Below are 22,213 nucleotides of genomic sequence, written 5' to 3'. Positions count from 1 at the left end.
ACAGCCAGTAAACACCAAATGCCAATCGCGAACCATGTCGCTGGTCCAGTCCGTCACCAACGTGGCGGTCGGCTACAGCGTCGCGGTGGTGACGCAGGTCCTGATCTTCCCGGTCTTCGGGCTGCACACGACGCTGGCGCAGAACCTCAAGATGGGCGCGGTGTTCACGATGGTGAGCATCGCGCGCTCCTTCGCACTGCGGCGACAGTTCGAAGCGATCTGGGTGAGGAGTGTATAGAGCGCCACCGCTGCCCAGCACAATTTCTCAGCACGCCACGAGGAAATCTCCGACCGCGAGGTTGGGCGCGGCCCAGCCACTTCGTGTATTTCGCTCTGGAAGCCTGGGTAGTAGGAGGCATGCGCCCAATGACCAATCTGAACGACGTTGACTGGACGAATCTTCCTGAGCCGATCAACGACGGCGCTGCAGACCACCTGCCTGGCCGTCGCGTGCCTGCCGTAATGCTCGCCTCTACGGTTGGAGAAGCAGTCGACCTCTCGTCACTTTCTGGAACGACCGTGGTCTATGTCTATCCAGTGACAGGAAGACCCGGTTTGGCGCTCCCCGCGGGTTGGGACGCCATTCCCGGCGCTCGCGGCTGTACGCCTCAATCCTGTGCCTTTCGAGACCATTTCAAGGAGTTGAAACGTCTTGGGGTCGACCATTTGTTCGGTTTGTCGACGCAGACGACCGAGTATCAGAGGGAGGCCGCGGAGCGCATGCATCTTCCCTTTCCGTTGCTCTCGGATTCGCAACTCGAGTTGCAGAGGTCCCTTGGGCTTCCAGCATTTGTTGTCGACGGGATGACGCTACTCAAGCGGGTCACCGTCATTATTCGAAACGGCGATATCCGGAAGGCCTTCTATTCGGTGTTTCCGCCTGACCGAAACGCGGAGGACGTAATCTGCTGGCTGCGCTCCGCGAATTGAACGAAAGACCCAGGCCCGATCGACATTCGCCTCTGGAGTTGATCTGCAGACGGCGAGTGCCGCGGGCTATTCCCGCCCGCGGCTCCTGAACGCGATTGATGAACTTCGTCAGTCGCGCGGCAGGCTGTACACGCGCCCGCGTCCCTCCACCTTCTCGGAGGCCACCTCGAGCCCGAGTTTCTTCTTCAGTGCCCCGGCCATCGCGCCGCGCACCGTGTGCGACTGCCAGCCTGTCGCGGCCATAATCTCCTCGATGGTCGCGCCAATCGGCGCGCGCAGCATGGCGATCAGGATGGCCTGCTTGGTTCCCTCGCGCGGTGGGCGCGCCTTGGGCGCGATCTCGGCCCGGGTGGGGGTGTTCGTTGCGCCGGTGTTGTTCCGCGCCACGTCGGCGCCCGCAGGCGCGGCATTCGCGTCCTCAGGCGCAATGCCGATGGCAGCAAGGCCTGCGTTAGTTGCAACCAGCGTGGTGCCGTGGCCGTCGCCAGTCTCGCGCCAGACGAGTTCGCCTCGCCGCAAGTTGACCTCGACCTCTTCGATCAGTCCCTTGGCGAGCATCGCGCCGACCACCTTGGCAGCGGCGCCCCCACGCAAGGACTCCGGCAGCGGCAAGGCGACGTTGTCTGGCCGCTGGGCGGCGGCACTCAGGATCAGGGCTTGGGTGTCGGAAAGCTGGGTCATCATCGTCTCCCGTCTCGGGGCCGCATGATGCGGGCCCTTCTACGAGGTCGAGCCCGCCAGTCGACGGGCAGGACCGGGAGCGGGTTGGTTCAATCGGCGTATTCGCCCTCGCGAAAAGCGCTGTCCGTGATCTCGCGCAGCTTGGCGCGGTAGTGGTTCAGGGTGCCGACATGGCCCCAGTTGATCTCGTCGGGGTTGGTCTCGAAGTGGTCGGCGCTGAGGGCAACAAGCCGCTCCAGCATGGCGTCGATCTCGATCTTGGCGGCAATGAAAGCGTCGAGTGCCTTGGCGTTGTCGGTTGCTCTGCGGGTCATTCTGGTGGCTCCCTGCTGGGGTTTGATCCTTGCGCTGGATTGACGTTCGCTCTGGTTGCGACGCTTATCAACTGAATAAGCATCTGTTTTTGTATGATAATCGGATCCACGAATGCAGGGCATGAGCGAGCGCCAGTACGCGGCCCATGTCGGGCTGTCACGCGGTGCGATCCAGAAGGCGAAGCTCGCCGGGCGGCTGGTTCTCCATCCCGACGGCAGCATCGACGCGGCCGCCAGCGACATGCGGCGTGCCGAGATGACGGATCCGTCCAAGACCCGCAAACCGCCCGCGCCGAAGCTGAAGCCCGTGCCCGAGGCAGCGGTTGCCGCTGTCGGCGACACGCTGCGCGAACAGGGGCTGGCGGTTCCGGCGGGTGGGGGTGGCACGACCTTCCTGCAAGCCAAGACGGCAAACGAGGTTCTGAAGGCGCAGGAACGGCGCATCCGCCTCCAGAAGCTGAAAGGGGACCTGGTTGACCGCGCGAGGGCGGAGACCCTGATGTTCCGGCTCGCGCGCGATGAACGCGATGCGTGGGTGACGTGGCCGGCGCGGGTTGCCGCGCTGATGGCCTCGGAGCTGACTGCCGCGCTGGGGAACGCAGCTGTGGTGGAACCGGCGTTGATGCAGAAGGTTCTGGAGGCCCATGTCCGCGCCCAGCTCGAGACCCTCTGCGAGGTACGCCCCGGACTTGGATGACGGCGTTTCTGACTTCGACGGTGCGGACCGGCTGATCCGGACCTGGCGCGAGGGATTGCGGCCTGATCCGGATCTCTCGGTCTCGCAATGGGCGGACCGGCATCGCCGCCTGGCCTCGCGGGCCTCGGCAGAACCGGGCCAGTACCGGACCGCGCGCACACCCTACATGCGCGAGATCATGGACCGGCTGTCGCCGGGCGAGCCGACCCAGCGGGTCGTGTTCATGAAGGCCGCACAGGTCGGTGCGACCGAGGCCGGCAACAACTGGATCGGCTTCGTGATCCACCAGGCGCCGGGTCCAATGCTGGCGGTCCAGCCGACCGTGGAATTGGCGAAACGCAACTCGCGTCAGCGGATCGACCCGCTGATCGACGAGAGCCCCGAGTTGCGGGAGAGGGTGAAGCCGGCGCGGTCGCGCGATGCGGGCAACACGATGCTGTCGAAGGAGTTCGCGGGCGGCATCCTGATCATGACCGGGGCGAACTCGGCCGTGGGACTGCGCTCCACCCCTGCCCGCTACATCTTCCTCGACGAGGTCGACGCCTATCCGGCATCCGCCGACGAGGAAGGCGATCCGGTTACGCTGGCCGAAGCGCGCTCTCTCACCTTCTCCCACCGGCGCAAGGTGCTGCTGGTCTCGACACCGACCATCCGTGGGCTGAGCCGCATCGAGCGGGAGTTCGAGGCCAGCGACCAGCGGCGGTTCTTCGTGCCATGCCCGCATTGCGGGGCGATGCAGTGGCTGAAGTTCGAGCGACTGCGCTGGGAGAAGGGTCGCCCGGAAACGGCTGAGTACATCTGCGAGGGCTGCGACGCTGCAATCGCGGAGCATCACAAGACGCAGATGCTGGACGCTGGCGAATGGCGCGCGACCGCCACAGCCACCGATCCCATGACGGTCGGCTACCACCTCTCGGCGCTCTATTCGCCGGTGGGCTGGCTCAGCTGGCAGCGGATCGCGCGGGCGCATGAGGCAGCTCGGGGCAGCGACGAGGCGATGCGGGCGTTCCGGAACACCATCCTCGGCGAGACCTGGATGGAGACCGGCGAGGCGCCCGACTGGCAACGGCTCGCTGACCGGCGCGAGGCCTGGACGGCGGGGACCGTTCCGGCGGGTGGCCTGTTCCTGACTGCTGGCGCCGACGTTCAGAAGAACCGGATCGAGGTTGATGTCTGGGCCTGGGGCCGGGGCTTGGAAAGCTGGCTTATCGACCACATCGTGATCGACGGAGGCCCCGGCGATCCGGTGTGCTGGCAGCAGTTGACCGGGTTGTTGGGACGCTCCTGGATCCATGCGTCAGGTCAGCCGGTGTTGCTCACCCGGCTCGCCATCGACACCGGCTTTGAGACCAGCGCGGTCTATGCCTGGTCGCGGCAGGTGGGATGGACGCAGGTTGCGCCGGTCAAGGGCGTCGAAGGGTTCACCCGGACGAGCCCTGTGACCGGACCGACGTTTGTTGACGCAACGGTCGCGGGCAAACGTCTGCGGCGCGGCGCGCGGCTGTGGACCGTCGCAACCTCGACCTTCAAGGCGGAGACCTATCGCTTCCTGCGACAGGACCGGCCGACGAAGGAGGATCAGGCAGCCGGCGACAGCTGCCCGCCAGGGACGATCCATCTGCCAGACTGGGCAGACGGTGAATGGCTGAAACAGCTGACGGCCGAGCAACTGGTGACGGTTCGCACGAAGCGCGGCTTCGCAAGGCTGGAATGGCACAAGCTCAGGGAACGCAACGAGGCTCTGGATTGCCGGGTCTACGCCCGCGCCGCCGCCTGGATCGCAGGGGCTGACCGGTGGCCCGAAGCGCGTTGGGCAGAAATGGAAGCTCAACTTGGTCTGACGCACCACGAGGCGACCCAACCCGGGCGGCCCATGGCACCGTCTGCCGCGCACCGAACGACCCCGCGCAGGCGCACGGTGCACTCCAACTACATGAGGTAACCTGATGAGCACGGCCGCAGAGCTTCGCGCCCGCCGCGATGCCCTGACCGCACAGCGATCCTCCGGCGTCGCGCGGGTCAGCTATGACGGCAAGACCGTGGACTATCGCAGCATCGCCGAGATCGACCGGACCATCGAGGCGCTGGACCGCGAGATCACTGCTGCCGAGGGGCGGCGGATTGTCCGGCACGTGCGCGTGACGACAGCGAAGGGTCTCTGAGCCTATGGGCCTCTTCGAACGCTTCAGCCGCCGGTCCACCGGCGGCCCCGCAGCCGTGCGCGCCCGTCTCGAAGGTGCCATGGCGAAACGCCGGCTGCGCGGCTGGAACCCGCCGCTTGAGAACATCAACGCGCTGGTTGCCTCAGGCGGCCCGCGCCTACTGGCCCGGGCCCGCGAACTGGTGGTCACCAACGGCTATGCGGCCAATGCCTGCGAGGCCTTTGCCGCAAACCTGGTCGGGGACGGGATCAAGCCGTCGTCACTGATCGAGGACGGGAGCCAGCGCGAGACGGTCCAGCGGCTCTGGCTTGCCTGGACCGACGAGGCCGATGCGGACGGCCTGACCGACTTCTACGGCCTGCAGGCCATGGTCGCCCGCGAGATGTTCGTGGCCGGTGAATGCTTCGTGCGGCTGCGGCAACGGCGGGCCGAGGACCGGCTGCTGGTCCCGCTACAGATGCAGCTCCTCCAGTCCGAGATGCTTCCCTTCGAGAAGACCGAGACGGCAGCCAACGGCAATCGCATCCGCTGCGGGATCGAGTTCGATCGCGTTGGCCGGCGCGTCGCCTACCACTTCCGCCGCCGCCATCCGGGTGACAGCACCGACCAGAGGACGGCTATTCCGGAGACGGTGCGCGTGCCAGCCGAAACCGTGCTGCACATCTACCGGCCGATCGATGCGGGGCAGATCCGGGGCCTGCCGCATGTGGCACCCGCCATGGTGCGGCTGTTCCTGCTCGATCAGTACGATGACGCGGAACTCGACCGGAAGAAGACCGCGGCGATGTTTGCCGGGTTCATCACCAAGACGGCGCCCGAGGAGCCCATGATGGGCGAAGGCGCCGCCGACCCTGACGGCACGGCCATTGCCAGCCTCGAGCCCGGCACGATGCAGGTGCTTCTGCCGGGCGAGGACGTGAAGTTCTCCTCGCCGGCCGATGTAGGCGGCGGCTACGAGGCGTTCCAGTACCGGACGCTGCTCGCCGTCTCCGCCTCGCTGGGGCTGCCCTATCATCTCGTCACCGGCGATGTCCGGCAGGCAAACTACTCGTCCCTTCGCGCCGAACTCGTCGAGTTCCGCCGCCGGATCGGCCAGCTGCAGCACGGCGTGATCGTGCACCAGCTGTGCCGCCTGGTGTGGCGGCGCTGGCTGGAGACGGCTGTGCTGACGGGAGCGCTCGATCTGCCGGGATTTGCCGCCGCACCTGCTCCGTTCCTGGCCGCGCAATGGATCCCGCCGCGCTGGGACTGGGTCGATCCCTTGAAGGACATCCAGGCGCAGGTGCTGGCGATGGAGGCAGGCATCACCTCGCGGCGCAAGGTGGTGGAGGCGACCGGCTACGACATCGAGGAAGTGGACCGCGAGAACGCTGCCGATGCCCGGCGGTCGGCCGATCTGGGCCTGCGCTACCGCACAAGCCCCGGCGAGACGCAAGGCGCGCGAGCGACGCCCTCAAGGCTACCCGATCCGGAAACCGATGGACCCGTCGCCGGCGCGCAATCCGATAAGGAGTGACAGGATGAAGAACTGGTACACGATCCGCGCCAGGGGCCAGGCTACGGAGGTGCTGATCTATGACGAAATTGGCGCCTTTGGCATCAGCGCCAAGGGGTTCCTCGCTGAACTCGGCGCCTTGTCGGACAATGCGCCCATCGATCTTAGGCTCAACAGTCCGGGTGGATCGGTGTTCGATGCGGTCGCGATCTACAACGCCCTGCAGCGACACGAGGGACCGGTCACTGTCTGGATCGACGGCATTGCCGCCTCGGCCGCCTCATATGTGGCCATGGCCGGCGACGAAATCGTCATGCCCGAGAACGCTTTCCTGATGATCCATGATCCCGCCGGTCTCGTGATGGGCACGGCCACCGACATGCGGGAGATGGCCGACACCATGGACAAGATCGCCGGCACCATGGTTCGCGGCTATGCCGCTCGCTCAGGAAGCTCCGAGGATGAGATCGCAGCGCTGATGGCGGCCGAGACCTGGTTCGATGCCACAGGCGCGCTTGAGGCCGGGCTTGCCACCCGCATGATCGAACCGGTTCGGATTGCCGCCAGCTTCGACATCACCCGGTTCCGCAACGCGCCGCCCGCGCTGGCAGACGCCATCGCCGATCCGGTTTCCACGAGCGACCGGGAAGGCAATGAGGCCGCCGAAGATGCCATGGGCGACGAGACCGGCGATGAGGCTCCCGCAACACCAGAGGATCCCAGGCTTGAGCCGGGAACACCGGCGGGTCCCGGGCCTGTGGTGACCGGCGTGGATCCAGCCGACATCCGGCGTGACGCCATCGCCCATGCCCTTGCCGTCGTCGACTTCTGCCGCCTGGCAGGACAGCCGCAGATGGCCGGGCGCTTCCTCGATGAGGACGCCAGCCTTGAGGCGGTGCGCACCAGCCTTCTCGGCGCAAGGGCTGATGCGGAGGCCGAGATCAGCCCCCATCACCCCCAACCCGGGCCCTCCCCCACAGCGCGTCCCTGGGGCGACGTGATTGCCCGCACCTTCAAGCTGAAAGGATGAACTCCCATGACCACACTGACCGAAGGCCGGCACCCGGGCAGCTTCCTCGTCTGGGAAGCCTTGCGCGACTACACCCGGGAGACGGTCACCCTCGCCTCCGGCGCAGGCAAGCTCGATCCTGGAACCGTGCTCGGCAAGATCACCTCGGGTGGCAAGTTCACCCAGCTCGCTCCCGCAGCCTCGAACGGAAGCCAGACCGCTGCCGCGATCCTCTGGGGGGCCGCCGACGCAAGTGCCGCCGATGCCCCGGCCGTCGTGGTCCTGCGCGGCCCGGCCATCGTCAACCGCAACGAGCTGGTCTGGCCCACAGGCGCAACGGAACCGCAGATCACGGCCGCGACTGCGGCGTTGACTGCGCTCGGCATCCTGCTGCGCTGACCCCTCCCCGCGAAAGGACATTCCCATGGCAACCATGGACATCTTTGAAGGCGATGCCTTCTCGATCATCGAGCTCACCCGTGCGCTGGAGACCATTCCCTTCAAGCCCGCGATCCTCTCAGGTGCGGGGCTCTTCGGTGCGCGCGGCGTCCGCTCCCGGACCGTCATGATCGAGAGCCGGGATGGCACCCTGTCGCTCATCCCCTTCTCCGAGCGTGGCTCGGCCTATGAGCAACAGGTCCCCGAACGGCGGCAGATGCGGGCATTCGTCGTTCGCCAGTTCAAGAAGCAGGACGTGCTCTGGGCCTCCGAGATCCAGTCAATCCGGGACTTCGGTTCGGAAACCGCTGTCCAGCAGTTGCAGGCTGAAGTCGCCCGCAAGTTGGGGCGGCTGCGGAACGACGCCGAGGCCACGTTCGAGTTCCATCTCTTCAACGGTATCCAGGGTGTGGTGAAGGATCCGAAGGACGGTGTGACCGTGGTGGACTACTTTGCCGAATTCGGCATCACGCCGGCGCCAGAGGTGGACTTCGACCTCGACAATGCCACCCCGGCGTCGGGTGCACTGCGCAAGCGCTGTCAGGCGCTCATCGAAAGCGTCGAGGACAGCCTTGGCGGGCTGGCAGCCGGACAGGTTCAGCTTCGCGCCGAATGCGGATCGAGCTTCTTTGCCGATCTCGTCGCCCACAAGGAGGTGCGCGAGACCTATCTCAACACCGCTGCAGCCGCGGATCTTCGTGGCCGTGTCGGCGAGGAGGTCAGCTTTGGCGGCATCACCTTCCGCCGCTACCGGGGAGGTCTCGGCTTTGGCGTTCCCACCGACAAGGCGTACTTCTATCCCGAGGGGGTCGAGGGGCTGTTCGAGATCTACCATGCCCCGGCCGATACCTTCGAGACGGTCAACACGCTCGGCCTGCCGCTCTATGCCCGCATGATCCCGGACCGCGACCGCGACGAATGGGTCCGCCTCGAGATCGAGAGCAATCCGTTGCCGATCTGCACCCGCCCGCAGGTGCTGCGTTCGGCGCGGCGGACGTGATGAGTGCGCTCGCCATCGCGCTGGATGCGCTGTTCCTCGACCCGAACATCGCGCGCGATGCCACATACATCGCCGAGGGTGCCGCGCCCCAGCTCATCCGCGTGGTTGCGCGCCGCGCCGATGCGCTCACCGACTTCGGCGATGCGCGGCTCTGGTCCGAAACCACCCGGATCGATCTACGCGTGGCCGAGATCGCAGCTCCCCGCCCCGACGACCGCATCGAGATCGACGGCGACGCCTTCCTCATCCAGGGCGAGCCCGTCCGCGACCGCGAGCGGCTGGTCTGGACCATCGACCTGCGCCCGGCGTGACCGCGATGAAGGTGAAGCTCGACATCGATCCCGATATTGTCGCGATGATGGCGGCCGAGGTCGCAGCGGGCGAGCGGGCCGTATCGGCCGCGATCCGCGAGGCCGGGACCAGGCTGAAGACCGCATGGCGGCTGCAGATCACCGGCGCGGGGCTGGGCACCCGGCTCGCCAACTCGATCCGGAGCCAGAACTTCCCAAAGTCGGGCGAGAGCCTGGATGCGACGGCGCTGGTCTGGTCGAAGGCGCCCGTCATTGTCGGGGCGCATGACACAGGGCCGCTGATCCGCTCGAAAGATGGGTTCTGGCTGGCGATCCCGCTCCCCGCCGCAGGCAAGTCCCTGCGTGGCGGCAGCATCACGCCCGGCGAATGGGAGCGGCGACGCGGGCTGCGCCTGCGCTTCGTCTATCGCCGGACGGGCCCGAGCCTGCTGGTCGCCGAGGGGCGGCTCAACACGAAGGGTCAGGCGGTGGTGTCGCGCTCGAAGATCGGGCGCGGCAATGTCACCGCGCCGATCTTTCTGTTGGTGCCGCAGGTCAAACTGCCGAAGCGGCTGGACCTGGCGCGGGATGCAGATCGGGCATTGGACAGTGTGCCGGGGCTGATCGTGGCGAACTGGGCAGAGGACAGGCTCCGATAGTTAGGCGCGCGCGGCAGCCTGTTCATTGCCGCGTGCAGAACGGCGGCGGCGAGGTTCCTCAATCTCGCCAAAACCCTCGAGCGCCACCGGCGCCTTGCCGGGAAACTCGACCATGAGCTTCAGGCTGCCCCCCATGGCCTGCACATAGCTTGAAAGCGTCGATAGCAGCAGATCGCTCTGACGCTCGTATTTTGCGACGGTCGCTTGCTGGATGCCGAGGGTTTGGGCCAGCTGGACCTGCGTCAGGTCCTTGGCCTTGCGAAGCTCCTGCAGCGTCAGATATTCGGTGTGGAGGCGGTCGGCCTCGGCCTCGACGCCCGCGCGACGGGCCGGTTCGAGCGCGGCCAGCTTGTCCTTCAGGGTCCGTGCCATGGTCCTCATCCTTTCCGTTTCGCCAGATGACGGTCGAACCGTTCATCAGCCCGGGCGATCAACTGCTTGTAGAAGCGCTTCTCGCTGCCACCTGACTTGTCCCCGCCGACAAGCAGGATCGCCTGCCGGTCGGGATCGAATGCAAAAGCGATGCGCCACACGCCATCAGCGGCGTTGCATCGCAACTCCTTCATGTTCGCATGTTTTGACCCGGTCAGGGTGTCGGCATGCGGGCGACCGAGCAATGGCCCCTCGCGCTCTAGAAGAAGGGCGCGGGCAAGGATTGCATCCTGAACCTCAGGCGGGAGTTCGTCGAACTCCGGCTCGAATTCTTCTGAAAACGAAACGGTCCAAGGCATACGGTCCTCATATCTTGGAAGATATATAGCTTCGAAGCACTAATTTTGCAATAACAGTCTGATGAGCATCCCTGCATGCCAAGCCCTCGCGAAACCATCCTCGCCGCGCTGCACGCACGGCTCTCGGCGCTGCCCGCCACGGCCCTGCGCGGTGACATGCTGCCCGAACGCGTGCCCGCAGAGGGCCTGCTGATCCTGCGCGACGGCGAACCAGGGGAGCCGGAGGTCACGCTGTCGCCGCTGGCCTATCACTACCAGCATCGCGCCGAGATCGAGGCGGTCGTGCAGGGCGCGGACCGTGACGCCGCCTTCGACATGCTGACCGCCAGCATAGGATCGGCGCTCGCCGCCGACCGCACGCTGGGCGGGCTATGCGACTGGGTCGAGGCGGAAGCGCCGCGCCCGGTCGATCTGCCGGTCGAGGGCGCGGCGAGCCTGAAGGCCGCCGTGATCCCGGTCGTGCTGCACTATTCCACGACCAATCCGCTCGGCTGATCCCGACAACCCGAGGAGAACACCATGGCACGAGCCCAGGGGGCGCGGGCGCTGATGGCGCTTGCGTTCGAGACGACCTATGGAACGCCGCCCGCGAGCGGCTTCACCCGCATGCCCTTCGCCAGCACGTCGCTGGGGGCCGAGCAACCGCTGCTGAACTCGGAGCTGCTCGGCTACGGCCGCGATCCGCTGGCGCCGATCAAGGACGCTGTGACTACGGACGGCGACATCGTCGTGCCGCTCGACGCCGTGGCCTTAGGATTCTGGCTGAAGGCAGCCTTCGGGGCGCCGACCACGACAGGCACTGGCCCCTGGACGCACGAGTTCCAGTCGGGGTCCTGGACGCTGCCCTCGATGTCGATCGAGACCGGCATGCCGGAGGTGCCACGCTATGCGATGTACTCGGGCTGCGTGCTCGACCAGATCACCTGGCAGATGCAGCGATCGGGCCTGCTGACCGCGACGGCGCGGCTGATGGCGCAGGGCGAGACGGTGGGCACGACCACCAGCGCCGGAGCACCCGCCGCGCTTGAGCTGAAACGCTTCGGCCACTTCAACGGCTCGATCGCCCGCAACGGCTCCGCCCTCGGCAACGTGGTCTCTGCCGAGATCACCTATGCCAACAACCTCGACCGGATCGAGACCATCCGCGCGGACGGCCGCATCGACGGCGCGGACCCGTCCATCGCGGCGCTGACCGGCCGGATCGAGGTCCGCTTCGCCGACCAGACGCTGGTGACGCAGGCGATCAACGGCGAAGCCTGCGAGATGGAGTTCGCCTACGTCCTGCCGTCCGGTGAGAGCTTGCGCCTGACCGTGCACGCGGTCTACCTGCCGCGCCCCCGGATCGAGATTTCCGGGCCGCAGGGCGTGCAGGCGACCTTCGACTGGCAGGCCGCCCGCGACAGCGTCGTCGGCCGGATGTGCACCGCCACCCTCGTGAACGACGTGGAGACCTACTGATGCTCACGCTCGACCTGACCAACGCGCCGCGCTGGCATGACCTCGCCCCCGGCGTCCGGGTCCAATTGCGCCCGCTGACCACCGCGCTGATGGTGGCTACGCGCAGTGATCCCTCAGTCGAGGCGGTGCCCGAGGAGGCCTCCGACGAGGAGCGGGCCGTCGCCTTCGCCAAGGCGCTGGCGCGCCGGGCGGTGCTTGCCTGGGAGGGCATCGGCGACGCCGACGGCAATCCCATCGACCCGAGCCCGGAGGCCATCGACGCGCTGCTCGACGTCTGGCCGATCTTCGAGGCCTTCCAGATGACCTACGTCTCCAAGGGCCTGCTGCTGGAACGAGAAAAAAACGCCTCCGCGCTCTCGCCGAATGGTCCTTTGGCGGGGGCGAGCGCTACTGCGAAGCCTGCACGCAAGTCTGCCCGGACTGCCCGGCGCGGCTGAACCGGCCGCTCACCCACGAAGGCGGGCAGGTCTGGGACCTCGTCAGCCGCCTCGGAGGCCAGCTACGTGTGCTGCCCGGTGCCGTAATCGGCTGGGACATGGCGGCGGCGCTCGCGCTCGGTGACGCGCTCGGCGTGCCGCCGCTCGCCACGGCCGAACTGCTGCCCGTCATCGAAGCGGTGATGGTCGCGAAGCTCAACGAACAGATGGATCATCCCCGTGGCTGAGAAGAGGGTCAGCGTCCGCCTCGCGGCCGTGGGCGGACGGCAGGTGCGCGCCGAACTGGAAGGGGTGGGCGAAGCCGGGTCGCGCGGCTTCGGACGGCTTGCCCACGAGATGGAGGCTGCGAACGCCCGGCTTGCGGCCTTCTCGCGCCGGGTGCGTGTCGCAGCGGCGGCGGCTGTCGCTGCCGCTACGGCCGCTGGCGTGGCGATGATCCGCTCTAGCCTCCAGACCGTCGATGCGCAGGCCAAGCTCGCGCAGTCGCTCGGCACCACCGTCGCCTCGATCCAGACACTCGAGCGCGCGGGCGAGTTGGCTGGCGTTTCCATGTCCGGCATCGAACAGGCAACCAAGGATCTGACGCGCCGCCTCAGCCAGGCGGCCGCCGGGACAGGACCGGCTGCCGACGCGCTCGACCGGCTGGGCCTTTCGGCCAACGACCTGATCGCGCTGCCGCTGGACCAGCGCGTCGGCGCGATCAATGCCGCCATCGAGAGCTTCGTGCCTGCGGCGGAGCGCGCCGCCGTCGCGGGTCAGCTCTTCGGCGAGGAAGGCTCCATCGCCATGTCGCGGATCGACACCGCGACGCTGCGCCAGGCGACCGAGGACGTACTTGCCTTCGGTGTCGTCGTCTCCGAACAGGATGCCGACCAGATCGAGCGGACGAACGACGCGATCTCGCGCCTCGGCCTCATCTGGCGGGGGCTCTCGAACCAGCTGGCGGTCGCCGCGGCCCCGGCGCTGGAAGCTGTCGCCAACGCCATGGCGGCGGTGGCCAGCCGCACCGGACCGCTCGGCATCGCCATTCGCGGGCTTTTCGACAACATCGGCCGCCTGACCACCTATGCCGTGACCTTCGCGACCTTTCTCGCGGGCCGCTGGGTTGCCGGGCTGGCCGCCGCCGCGCTGTCGGTGCGCGGCCTTGCAACGGCCTTGGTCGTGCTGCGCGGTGCGCTGATCCGCACCGGCCTCGGGGCTCTGATCGTCGGCGCGGGCGAGCTGGTCTACCAACTCTCGCAACTCGTCGAGCGGGTTGGCGGCGTAGGCGAAGCGCTTCGCCTCCTTGGTGATCTGGCCCGCGAGATCTGGTCGCGCATCGGTCTGGCGCAAGACGCGGCGTTGGCCCGAATGGCGGCCGGTTGGGAGAGACTGAAGGCCGCAGGTCTCTCGGCGCAGGAGGGCACCATCGCAGGCGTCGTTAGCTTTGGCGACCGGACGAGCGCCGTCTTCCAGGGGGCCTACGATGCGGCCGTGGCAATCTGGAGCAGACTGCCCGGTGCCATCGGCGATTTTGCCTATCAGGCGGCGAATGGTCTGATCTCCGGTGTCGAGGCGATGCTGAACGGCGTCGTCACACGCATCAACAGCTTCATCGAGACGCTGAATGCGGCCCTTGCGTTGCTGCCGGACTGGGCCATCGGCGAAGGTGGGGTGCGGGTCGGTACCCTCGCGCCGATCGATCTCGGCCGCATCGGCAACCCGTTCGAGGGGGCGGCAACGGCTGCAGGGGCTGCGGCGACCGATGCGGTCTCCGCCGCGCTGGCACGCACCTATCTGCAACCACCCGACCTCGGGCTTGATGCGATGGCCGACGATGCGCGCGCCCGGGCCGGAGGCGACGCGCAAGTCGCAAGCGAACTCGCCGAAGCCGCAGGTCGGCCGCTGGCCAGCTGGCAGGCGCTGAAGAATGCCGTGACAGGCACAGGGATCGAAGCCAAAACCGCACTTGCAGATGCAGCAGCCTCGGCCGGCACCCTCACGGCCGGACTGAACGACACCGCCGCCGCCGCCGAACGCGCCGGCGAGACTTCGGCCAAGGCCGGGGCCGCGTCCACCAAGGGGGCAAAGGAAGCCCTGACCGGATGGCAGGCTGTGACCGCTGCGCTCACAGACTATGCGGCCCGGGCGCGAGACATCGGCGGCGAGATCGGCAGTACGCTCGTGGGCGCCTTCCAGTCGGCCGAGACCGCCGTTGGCGCATTCGTGAAGACCGGCAAGCTCGATGTCCGCGACCTCGTCACGTCCCTGATCGCCGATCTCGCGAGACTTGCGGCGCGGCGCTTCATTCTCGGGCCGATCGCCAGTGCCCTGTCTGGTGCCCTGTCCGGCACACTGGGTGGCATGGGTGGGATCTTCGCCAGCATCCTGCATGCAGGCGGGATGGTCGGCTCTTCGGGACCAACACGCCTGGTCCCGGCCATGGCCTTCGCGGCCGCGCCCCGGATGCATGCCGGCGGCTGGGCAGGTCTCAAGCCAGACGAGGTGCCCGCCATCCTGCAACGCGGCGAGCGGGTTCTGTCGCGCCAGGAGGCGGCAAGCGACCGCCGGATCAGCGCGCCTACCGTCAACATCACGATCAACGCCCGCGACGTCGAGAGCTTCCGCCAATCCCGCACGCAGGTCGCCAGCGACATTGCCCGCGCCGTGTCGCTTGGCCGGCGCGGCCTTTGAGGAGCCCCGATGGCCTTCCACGACGTCCGCTTTCCCGACAGCATCAGCCGGGGCGCACGCGGCGGACCCGAACGCCGCACCCAGATCGTGGAGCTGACCTCCGGCCACGAGGAGCGCAACGCCAGCTGGGCCAACTCGCGCCGCCGCTACGACGTCGCCTATGGCATCCGCCGCGCTGACGATCTCGCCGCCGTGATCGCCTTCTTCGAGGCGCGCAATGGCCGGCTTCACGGCTTTCGCTTCAAGGACTGGGCCGATTTCAAGTCCTGCCTGCCATCGCAGACCCCGCATCCGACCGACCAGCCCATCGGCCTCGGCAACGGCGCCACCAAACAGTTCCAGTTGATCAAGCGATACGCTTCTGGCGCCCAGTCGTGGTCCCGCCCGATCACAAGACCAGTGACAGGGTCGGTCAGGGTTGCGGTCAACGGCACTCCTGTCGCCACCGGCTGGTCGGTGTCCTCATCCACCGGCCTTGTCAGCTTCGCGGCAGCCCCGGCAGCCGGGGTCGCGATCACGGCCGGCTTCGAGTTCGACGTCCCCGTCCGGTTCGACACCGACATGCTCGACATCACCCTCGATCTCGAGCGCCTCGGCTCGATCCCCTCAATCCCGCTTCTGGAGATCCGGCAATGAACGATCCCAATGGCTTCCTGAACGCCGTGCTGCGCGAACTTGGAGCCTCGACCGCTGTGATCCTGGCGGCCTGGGGCGCCCTTGGCGGGGCAACCAACGCGCTGACCACCAAGATGCGCCTGCGCGATGCCCTGAGGCACATCCTGCTCGGCGGACTGATCGCCGCCGGCATGGGCAGCCTGTCCATGGCCGTGATCACCAGCTGGCTGAACCTGCCTGCCGAGACGATCCCGGCCGGCAGCGCCGCAGGATCGGCCGCCTATCTGGTCGGCGTCTTCGGTCCAGCCTTCATCGAAGTCGTGCTGGCCCGGTTGCGCCGGCCAAAGGACGGGGGCCGCCATGAATAAGCTGCACCGCCTTGCCCTCGCCCTGCGCTGCAGGCGCTCCGACCCCGACCGGGTGTTCATCCACCGTCTACGCGTCGGTCTCGTGATCGCCGCGCTGATCCTGCTGTTCACGACCTGAGGTAACACCATGCGCATGAGCGATCGCGGCCTCGTTGCCCTCATCCGGCACGAAGGCATCGTCCCCGGCCCTTACCGCGATGCCAAGGGCATCTGGACCTTCGGCATCGGCCATACCGCAGCCGCCGGCCCACCGGACCCTGCCCGGATGCCACGCGGCATGCCCACAGACCTGGAGGCCGGCATCCGCGACGCTTTCCGCGTGTTTCGGACCGATCTTGCCCACTATGAAGCCGAGGTGCGGCGCGCCGTCACCGTTCCCCTCGCCCAGCACGAGTTCGATGCACTCGTCTCGTTCCATTACAACACCGGCAGCATCGCCCGCGCCGCGCTGACCCGCCATCTCAACGCCGGCAACCGTGCCGCCGCCGCCGAAGCGTTTCTGCACTGGCTGCGCCCGGTCGTCCTCAAGCCGCGCCGCGAAGCCGAGCGCGATCTGTTCCGCCACGGCCGCTATCCCACTGGCAGCATACCGGTCTGGTCCGTCGACCCTGCAGGCCGGATCGACCTCGCACGGCCGCTGCGCAGCTTGAGCGAAGCACAGGCTCTGGCGCTTCTGACGAATACCGACCGCGCAGCACCAGTCACACACCCCGCCCCTACCCCGTCACTCCCTCTCCCGATCCAGAAAGGACCTGCCATGACCTGGACCCTGACCCGCGGCCTTGTCTATCTCGCCTGTCTCGCAGCCTCCGTGCTGGCCCTCGCCGGCCTGGCCGACTTCGACAGCACCTCCGGCACCCTCGACATCCGCCCCTTCAACCTATACGCCCTGACCGGGACAAGCGGCGGGATCGTCGCCTCGACACTTGCCTCGCTCGCCCTCTGGCACGGCTGGGGTCGCAAATGAAAGCCCTGCCACAGGCCCTGCAAGCTCATCTCGACGAAGGCACAACGACGCTTGCCTGGGTGTGGCGGATCACCCGCACCGATGGCCTCACCTTCGGCTTCACCGACCACGACCGGACACTCAGCTTCGACGGGACCGAGTTCGAGCCGGACAGCGGGCTCACAGCGTCAGAGGTCCGTTCAAGCTCCGACCTCGCCGTCGATGCGCAGGACGCAGAAGGCGTGCTGACTTCGGATCGGATCACCGAGACCGACATCCTCGATGGCCGCTGGGACAACGCGGCGGTGGAGGTCTGGCGCGTGAACTGGACCGACACGTCCCAGCGCATCCTAATGCGGCGCGGCGCCATCGGCCAGATCCGGCGCGGGCGGCTGGCCTTCGTGGCCGAGATACGCTCGCTGGCCCATGTGCTCGGCCAGACCGTCGGGCGGACGTTTCAGGGGACCTGTGACGCTGCGCTCGGCGACACACGCTGCGGCGTGAACGTCGAGGCTCCGGCCTTCAAGGGCAGCGGCTCGGTGATCGACATGGTCCGGGACCGAGCCTTCACGGCATCCGGTCTCGGTACATTTGCGGCGGGCTGGTTCACGTTCGGGCTTGTCGAATGGACCGGCGGGGCAAATGCCGGGCGGCGGGTCGAGGTGCTGGCGCATGAGCTCGTCGACGGGGTGGCGATCCTGACACTGCTGGAAGCGCCGGTGCGCCCGATCACGGCGACAGATACCTTCACCATCCGCGCCGGCTGCGACAAGCGGATCGGGACCTGCGGTGCCAAATTCGCCAATGTCGCCAACTTCCGTGGCTTCCCCCACATCCCCGGTCAGGACACGATCCTGCGCTATGCGGCCCCCGATGGAGGGCATGAGGGAAGCGTGCTGTGATCCCCGCCGATCCTGACCGCGTCATCACGGCAGCACGCGCCTGGCTCGGTACGCCCTATCACGATCAGGCAAGCCTCAAGGCCATCGGCTGTGATTGCCTCGGGCTCGCTCGCGGTGTCTGGCGGGACGTTGTCGGCCCGGAGCCGTTCCTCATCCCGCCCTACAGCCGCGACTGGGGCGAGACCGGACCGCGCGAAGTGCTGGCCGAGGGCGCGGCAGCCGTGATGATCAGGGTCCCTCCGGCCAACGCTCCCCCGGGCGCGCTGGTGCTGTTCCGAATGGAACGACGCGCCATTGCCAAGCACGTCGGGATCCTGACCGGCCCTGCGACCTTCCTTCACGCCTGCGAGCGGCTCGGCGTCATCGAGCAAGCCCTGACCCCGGCCTGGCATCGCCGCATTGCCTACGCCTTCCAGTTCCCCGCAATCTGAGGCCGTCCCATGGCTGCACTTGTCCTTGGAGCCGTTGGCACCGCCATTGGCGGCGCATTCGGAGGTACGATTCTGGGCGTATCGGGAGCTGCGATCGGCGGGATCGTCGGCTCCACCATCGGCTCGGTTGCAGACAGCTGGATCCTTTCCTCGCTCGCGCCCTCCCAGCGGATCGAAGGCGCAAGGCTCGAGACCCTGCGCATCACCTCCGCGACCGAAGGCGCCGTCCTTCCGCGCCTCTACGGCCGCATGCGGATCGGCGGCAACATCATCTGGGCCACCGACTTTCGGGAGGAGACCCGAACCGCAACCCAAGGCGGCGGCAAGGGCGGCGGCGGCAAGGTCCGGACCACCGAATACCTCTACTCGGCCTCCTTCGCTGTGGCCTTGTGCGAGGGACCGATTACCGGGATCGGCCGCATCTGGGCCGACGGCAAGCCGATGGACCTCTCCGGGGTCACCTGGCGCTGGTATCCGGGCAACGAGATCCAGACGGCCGACCCGTTCATCTTGGCGAAGATGGGCACGGCCAATACGCCCGCCTATCGCGGCACGGCCTATGTCGTCTTCGAGGAACTGCCACTCGCGGCCTACGGCAACCGCCTGCCACAGCTCAGCTTCGAAGTGTTCAGTCCCCTCGCCGATCCCGACACCGCCGAAGGGCTGGTGAAGGCCGTGACTCTCATCCCGGCCTCGGGCGAGTTCACCTATGCCGTCCGCCCGGTGACCAAGTCGGACGGCATTCGGACACTTGCCGAAAACCTCAACGCGCTACCTCAGACCACCGACATCCTCGTCGCCCTCGACCGGCTGCAAGCCATGGCCCCCGCAGTCGAAAGCATCAGTCTCGTTGTCGCCTGGATTGCCGACGATCTGAGAGCCGGCCACTGCCGCATCGAACCTGGCATCGAAGTCAGGGAAAAGGACACCGGCACGGCCGACTGGCAGGTCAGCGGCCTCTCCCGGGCAGATGCCCGCCTCGTCAGCCAGGATGCCCAGGGGCGGCCGGTCTTCGGCGGTACGCCGGCGGATTTTGCGGTGATCGAGGCAATCCGCGAGATCAAGGCGCGCGGGCTGCGCGTGACCTTCTATCCCTTCCTGCTCATGGACATTCCCCCCGGCAACGCCCTGCCCGACCCCTACAGCGATCACGCCGCAAAGTCAGGACAACCGGTGTTTCCCTGGCGAGGCCGGATCACCGTCTCTCCCGCGCCAGGCTTTGCCGGCAGCCCGGACAAGACGAGCGCAGCCGCAACTGCCGTCGCCAGCTTCTTCGGCGCTGCCTCTCCCTCCGACTACGAGGTCAGCGGCGACCTCGTTACATGGCGCGGTGCCCCGACAGACTTCGGCCTTCGCCGCATGGTCCTCCATTATGCCCATCTGTGCGTCGCAGCCGGCGGCGTCGATGCCTTCATCATTGGCACGGAGATGCAGGGCCTGACCCCAGTCCAGTCGGGTCCGGCCACCTACCCTGCCGTCGGCGCCTTCAGGGATCTTGCCTCCGCCTGTCGCAGCATTCTCGGCCCCGCGACCAAACTCGGCTATGCCGCAGACTGGCCGGAATATGCCGGGCACCGGCCACAGGATGGGTCCGGCGACGTCTTCTTCCATCTCGATCCGCTCTGGGCCGATCCCAGCATCGATTTCATCGGCATCGACAACTACATGCCGCTCTCCGACTGGCGCGACGGTTTTGAGCATGCCGATGCACGCGCAGGCTGGACCGCAATCCACGACCGCACCTACCTGCAGGCCAACATTGCCGGCGGCGAGGGCTTCGACTGGTTCTATGCCTCGGCCACCGACCGGGCCGCGCAGATCCGCACCCCGATCACCGATGGCAGCGCGGGCAAGCCCTGGGTCTTCCGCATCAAGGATCTCCGCGCCTGGTGGTCCAACCTCCATTTCAACCGACCGGGCGGCGTGGAAAGCGCAACACCCACGCCGTGGGTCCCGCAGTCAAAGCCCATCTGGTTCACCGAATTGGGATGCCCGGCCATCGACCGGGGCACCAACCAGCCCAACGTCTTCTTTGACCCGAAGTCGTCCGAGAGCTTCACGCCGCATTTCTCGCGGGGCTGGCGGGATGACGCCATCCAGCGCGCCTATCTCGAGGCGACCTGCCTGTGGTGGGGCGATCCAGCCAACAATCCGCTCTCCCCGCTCTACGGCGGCCGGATGGTCCATCTGCCCGAATGCGCGGCCTGGACCTGGGATGCGCGGCCCTATCCCTTCTTCCCCGAACTGACTGGCGTCTGGACGGACGGTCCGAACTGGCGTCTTGGCCACTGGCTGACCGGACGACTGGGCGCCGTGTCGCTCGCAGCCCTCGTGCGTCACCTCTGCCTGCGCGCCGGGCTGGCCGAGAACCTGATCGACGTCTCGGGCCTGTGGGGCGCCATCGAGGGCTATGTCATCGGCGCGCTGGAAAGCCCCCGCGCCTCGATTGCGACTTTGGCCCGCCACTTCGGCTTCGACGCTGTCGAGACCGGCGGCCAGGTCCGCTTTGTCATGCGCGGCCGCGCCCCGGTTGCGACGCTCGCCATCGATGATCTGGTCGCCCCTCGCGACGGGGAGCCGTTCGAACTGACCCGCGGCCAGGAGAGCGAACTGCCCCAGGCCCTGAAGTGGCAGATGGCGCGCGCCGACGAGGACTACGACGCAGCTCTCGTGGAAGCCCGCCGCATCACTGTCGACACCACCCGCATCGCCTCCGAGAGTTTCCCATTCGCCACAGCCCCTGAAGAGGCAGAGCGCCGCTGCCGGAGGGCTCTCATGGAAGCCTGGATCGGCCGCGAGACAGCCACCTTCACCTTGCCCCCGTCCCGGCTGGCGCTGGACCCGGCGGACGTGATCGAGCTGCGACACGATGGCCGCAGGCTTGAGGTCCGGCTGACATCAGCTGCCGACACGCAGGCACGGCGCTTTGAGGCGGTGCGACAGGACCGGAGCGTCCATGATCTGCCCCCGGGCGACACACGCCCGGCCTCCCTCACCCGTCCGGTTGTCTTCGGCCCGACCACCTTTGCTTTCCTCGACCTGCCGCAGGTGCGTGAGGAGCTGCCTGCCCATCGCCCCTTGATCGCAGCCCATGCCAATCCCTGGCCGGGCGAGATTGCCGTCTTTCGCAGTCCCGCGATGGACGGGTTCGAGCCGGTTGCCCGCGTCAACCGCCGAGCCAGGATCGGCCGCCTTGCTGCCGATCTCCACTCAGGCCCCACCTCACGCTTCGATCTGGGCAATGTGCTGATCATCGAGCTTCAGCACGGTGACCTCCAAAGCATCTCGGACCTCGCCCTCTTCAGCGGGGCCAATGTGCTGGCCATCGAGAGCGCTGCCGGTCAGTGGGAGATCGTCCAGGCTGGTTCGGCAGACCTTATTGCACCACGCCGCTACAGGCTCACCAGGCTCCTGCGCGGTCAGCGTGGCACCGAGCATGCCATGGGCACCCCGACCCTTGCCGGCGCCCGTGTCGTTGTCCTCGATGACGCCCTAGAGCTGGCTCGGTTGATCTGAACAGGTGCCGGGCGTTTTCTAAGTGGTTTTCCGCCTCGGTTATGCCGCCAGCACTTCGGGTGTCGGCGGATTGAAGTAGGCCTGATCGGGGGTTTTCCCGTCAAGCGACGAATGCGGGCGGCGGCTGTTGTAGAAGCCCAGATATTGGCCGATCCCGGCGCGTGCCTCGGACACGCTGGCATAGGCCCGGAGATAGACCTCTTCGTATTTGATGGTCCGCCACAGGCGCTCGACGAAGACATTGTCCCGCCAGGCTCCCTTGCCATCCATGCTGATCTTGATCTCTCGGTCGGCCAGCACCTTGATGAAGTCGATGGACGTGAACTGGCTGCCCTGATCCGTGTTAAATATCTCGGGTGTGCCGTGACGTGCCAAAGCCTCCTCGACAGCCTCCATGCAGAACTCGGCCTCCAGCGTGATTGATACCCGCCATGCCAGAACACGCCGGGTGAACCAATCCA

The 22,213-nt window shown here is 67.2% G+C and carries 28 protein-coding genes; 23 read left to right on the top strand and 5 right to left on the bottom strand.

Annotated elements, in window-relative coordinates:
* Positions 1–34 precede the first annotated feature (34 nt).
* Together ACTIFE_RS03845 and ACTIFE_RS03840 are read left to right on the top strand one after the other, a co-directional pair.
* Positions 35–238, top strand: coding sequence for a DUF7220 family protein (locus tag ACTIFE_RS03845; protein ID WP_439527848.1), 204 nt, complete (start codon positions 35–37; stop codon positions 236–238).
* Positions 239–366: 128 nt separating this feature from the next.
* On the top strand, positions 367–930 hold the full coding sequence (locus ACTIFE_RS03840) for a peroxiredoxin (protein WP_439527847.1): 564 nt from the start codon (positions 367–369) through the stop codon (positions 928–930).
* A 108-nt stretch (positions 931–1,038) separates the two neighbouring features.
* Here ACTIFE_RS03840 and ACTIFE_RS03835 read toward each other — a convergent pair whose 3' ends face one another.
* Both ACTIFE_RS03835 and ACTIFE_RS03830 read right to left on the bottom strand, forming a co-directional pair.
* Complete coding sequence (locus ACTIFE_RS03835; RefSeq protein WP_439527846.1) at positions 1,039–1,611, bottom strand: DUF3489 domain-containing protein; 573 nt, start codon at positions 1,609–1,611, stop codon at positions 1,039–1,041.
* An 89-nt stretch (positions 1,612–1,700) separates the two neighbouring features.
* Complete coding sequence (locus ACTIFE_RS03830) at positions 1,701–1,925, bottom strand: hypothetical protein (RefSeq protein WP_439527845.1); 225 nt, start codon at positions 1,923–1,925, stop codon at positions 1,701–1,703.
* 121 nt (positions 1,926–2,046) lie between these two features.
* On the opposite strand from ACTIFE_RS03830, the gene ACTIFE_RS03825 reads away from it, so the two are divergent.
* From ACTIFE_RS03825 to ACTIFE_RS03785, 9 genes are read left to right on the top strand one after another with little or no spacing between them, the layout of a single operon-like run.
* On the top strand, positions 2,047–2,622 hold the full coding sequence (locus tag ACTIFE_RS03825; protein WP_439527844.1) for a hypothetical protein: 576 nt from the start codon (positions 2,047–2,049) through the stop codon (positions 2,620–2,622).
* Positions 2,615–4,564 carry a phage terminase large subunit family protein gene (locus ACTIFE_RS03820; protein WP_439527843.1) on the top strand — a complete coding sequence of 650 codons (1,950 nt, stop codon included), beginning with the start codon at positions 2,615–2,617 and terminating at the stop codon, positions 4,562–4,564. The genes ACTIFE_RS03825 and ACTIFE_RS03820 overlap by 8 nt, the downstream gene beginning before the upstream one ends.
* Positions 4,565–4,568: 4 nt before the next feature.
* Positions 4,569–4,784, top strand: a complete 216-nt coding sequence (locus ACTIFE_RS03815; RefSeq protein ID WP_439527842.1) for a phage head-tail joining protein — start codon at positions 4,569–4,571, stop codon at positions 4,782–4,784.
* A gap of 4 nt (positions 4,785–4,788) precedes the next feature.
* A complete protein-coding gene (locus ACTIFE_RS03810) occupies positions 4,789–6,300 on the top strand; it encodes a phage portal protein (protein ID WP_439527841.1) in 1,512 nt (503 codons plus the stop codon).
* Positions 6,301–6,304: 4 nt separating this feature from the next.
* The gene (locus ACTIFE_RS03805) at positions 6,305–7,309 is read left to right on the top strand and encodes a head maturation protease, ClpP-related (protein WP_439527840.1); all 1,005 of its coding nucleotides are present in this window, start codon (positions 6,305–6,307) and stop codon (positions 7,307–7,309) included.
* A gap of 6 nt (positions 7,310–7,315) precedes the next feature.
* A complete protein-coding gene (locus tag ACTIFE_RS03800) occupies positions 7,316–7,687 on the top strand; it encodes a head decoration protein (RefSeq protein WP_439527839.1) in 372 nt (123 codons plus the stop codon).
* Positions 7,688–7,712: 25 nt separating this feature from the next.
* Positions 7,713–8,726, top strand: a complete 1,014-nt coding sequence (locus ACTIFE_RS03795; RefSeq protein ID WP_439527838.1) for a major capsid protein — start codon at positions 7,713–7,715, stop codon at positions 8,724–8,726.
* The gene (locus ACTIFE_RS03790; protein WP_439527837.1) at positions 8,726–9,037 is read left to right on the top strand and encodes a head-tail joining protein; all 312 of its coding nucleotides are present in this window, start codon (positions 8,726–8,728) and stop codon (positions 9,035–9,037) included. The genes ACTIFE_RS03795 and ACTIFE_RS03790 overlap by 1 nt, the downstream gene beginning before the upstream one ends.
* A gap of 5 nt (positions 9,038–9,042) precedes the next feature.
* A complete protein-coding gene (locus ACTIFE_RS03785) occupies positions 9,043–9,675 on the top strand; it encodes a DUF6441 family protein (RefSeq protein ID WP_439528004.1) in 633 nt (210 codons plus the stop codon).
* Here the strand turns inward: ACTIFE_RS03785 and ACTIFE_RS03780 are convergent, their stop codons facing one another.
* Complete coding sequence (locus tag ACTIFE_RS03780) at positions 9,676–10,047, bottom strand: helix-turn-helix domain-containing protein (RefSeq protein ID WP_439527836.1); 372 nt, start codon at positions 10,045–10,047, stop codon at positions 9,676–9,678. It lies immediately after the preceding gene.
* Positions 10,048–10,052: 5 nt separating this feature from the next.
* Positions 10,053–10,406, bottom strand: a complete 354-nt coding sequence (locus tag ACTIFE_RS03775; protein WP_439527835.1) for a type II toxin-antitoxin system RelE/ParE family toxin — start codon at positions 10,404–10,406, stop codon at positions 10,053–10,055.
* 75 nt (positions 10,407–10,481) lie between these two features.
* On the opposite strand from ACTIFE_RS03775, the gene ACTIFE_RS03770 reads away from it, so the two are divergent.
* From ACTIFE_RS03770 to ACTIFE_RS03715, 12 genes are all read left to right on the top strand, one after another.
* Entirely contained in the window at positions 10,482–10,901 is a 420-nt protein-coding gene (locus ACTIFE_RS03770; RefSeq protein ID WP_439527834.1) for a hypothetical protein, read from the top strand.
* Positions 10,902–10,925: 24 nt separating this feature from the next.
* Positions 10,926–11,864 carry a phage tail tube protein gene (locus ACTIFE_RS03765; RefSeq protein ID WP_439527833.1) on the top strand — a complete coding sequence of 313 codons (939 nt, stop codon included), beginning with the start codon at positions 10,926–10,928 and terminating at the stop codon, positions 11,862–11,864.
* Complete coding sequence (locus ACTIFE_RS03760) at positions 11,864–12,301, top strand: hypothetical protein (protein ID WP_439527832.1); 438 nt, start codon at positions 11,864–11,866, stop codon at positions 12,299–12,301. Before ACTIFE_RS03765 ends, ACTIFE_RS03760 begins: the two co-directional genes overlap by 1 nt.
* A gap of 68 nt (positions 12,302–12,369) precedes the next feature.
* On the top strand, positions 12,370–12,528 hold the full coding sequence (locus tag ACTIFE_RS03755; protein WP_439527831.1) for a DUF7697 family protein: 159 nt from the start codon (positions 12,370–12,372) through the stop codon (positions 12,526–12,528).
* Complete coding sequence (locus tag ACTIFE_RS03750; protein WP_439527830.1) at positions 12,521–14,974, top strand: phage tail tape measure C-terminal domain-containing protein; 2,454 nt, start codon at positions 12,521–12,523, stop codon at positions 14,972–14,974. Before ACTIFE_RS03755 ends, ACTIFE_RS03750 begins: the two co-directional genes overlap by 8 nt.
* Positions 14,975–14,983: 9 nt before the next feature.
* Positions 14,984–15,610 carry a phage distal tail protein, Rcc01695 family gene (locus ACTIFE_RS03745; protein ID WP_439527829.1) on the top strand — a complete coding sequence of 209 codons (627 nt, stop codon included), beginning with the start codon at positions 14,984–14,986 and terminating at the stop codon, positions 15,608–15,610.
* Positions 15,607–15,957 carry a hypothetical protein gene (locus ACTIFE_RS03740; protein WP_439527828.1) on the top strand — a complete coding sequence of 117 codons (351 nt, stop codon included), beginning with the start codon at positions 15,607–15,609 and terminating at the stop codon, positions 15,955–15,957. Before ACTIFE_RS03745 ends, ACTIFE_RS03740 begins: the two co-directional genes overlap by 4 nt.
* Entirely contained in the window at positions 15,950–16,075 is a 126-nt protein-coding gene (locus ACTIFE_RS03735) for a hypothetical protein (protein ID WP_439527827.1), read from the top strand. The genes ACTIFE_RS03740 and ACTIFE_RS03735 overlap by 8 nt, the downstream gene beginning before the upstream one ends.
* A 9-nt stretch (positions 16,076–16,084) precedes the next feature.
* On the top strand, positions 16,085–16,924 hold the full coding sequence (locus ACTIFE_RS03730; RefSeq protein WP_439527826.1) for a lysozyme: 840 nt from the start codon (positions 16,085–16,087) through the stop codon (positions 16,922–16,924).
* The gene (locus ACTIFE_RS03725) at positions 16,921–17,805 is read left to right on the top strand and encodes a DUF2163 domain-containing protein (RefSeq protein WP_439527825.1); all 885 of its coding nucleotides are present in this window, start codon (positions 16,921–16,923) and stop codon (positions 17,803–17,805) included. The genes ACTIFE_RS03730 and ACTIFE_RS03725 overlap by 4 nt, the downstream gene beginning before the upstream one ends.
* The gene (locus ACTIFE_RS03720; RefSeq protein WP_439528003.1) at positions 17,805–18,236 is read left to right on the top strand and encodes an NlpC/P60 family protein; all 432 of its coding nucleotides are present in this window, start codon (positions 17,805–17,807) and stop codon (positions 18,234–18,236) included. Before ACTIFE_RS03725 ends, ACTIFE_RS03720 begins: the two co-directional genes overlap by 1 nt.
* 9 nt (positions 18,237–18,245) lie before the next feature.
* Positions 18,246–21,752, top strand: coding sequence for a baseplate multidomain protein megatron (locus ACTIFE_RS03715; protein ID WP_439527824.1), 3,507 nt, complete (start codon positions 18,246–18,248; stop codon positions 21,750–21,752).
* A gap of 39 nt (positions 21,753–21,791) precedes the next feature.
* Here ACTIFE_RS03715 and ACTIFE_RS03710 read toward each other — a convergent pair.
* Positions 21,792–22,213, bottom strand: a 422-nt coding sequence (locus tag ACTIFE_RS03710; protein ID WP_439527823.1) for a transposase, incomplete at its 5' end; no start/stop codon positions are given.

The organism is Pannonibacter sp. (assembly GCF_051860505.1).
GTDB lineage: Bacteria > Pseudomonadota > Alphaproteobacteria > Rhizobiales > Stappiaceae > Pannonibacter.
Note: the sequence above shows the minus strand (reverse complement) of the source record. Positions and strands in the feature narration are given on the sequence as shown.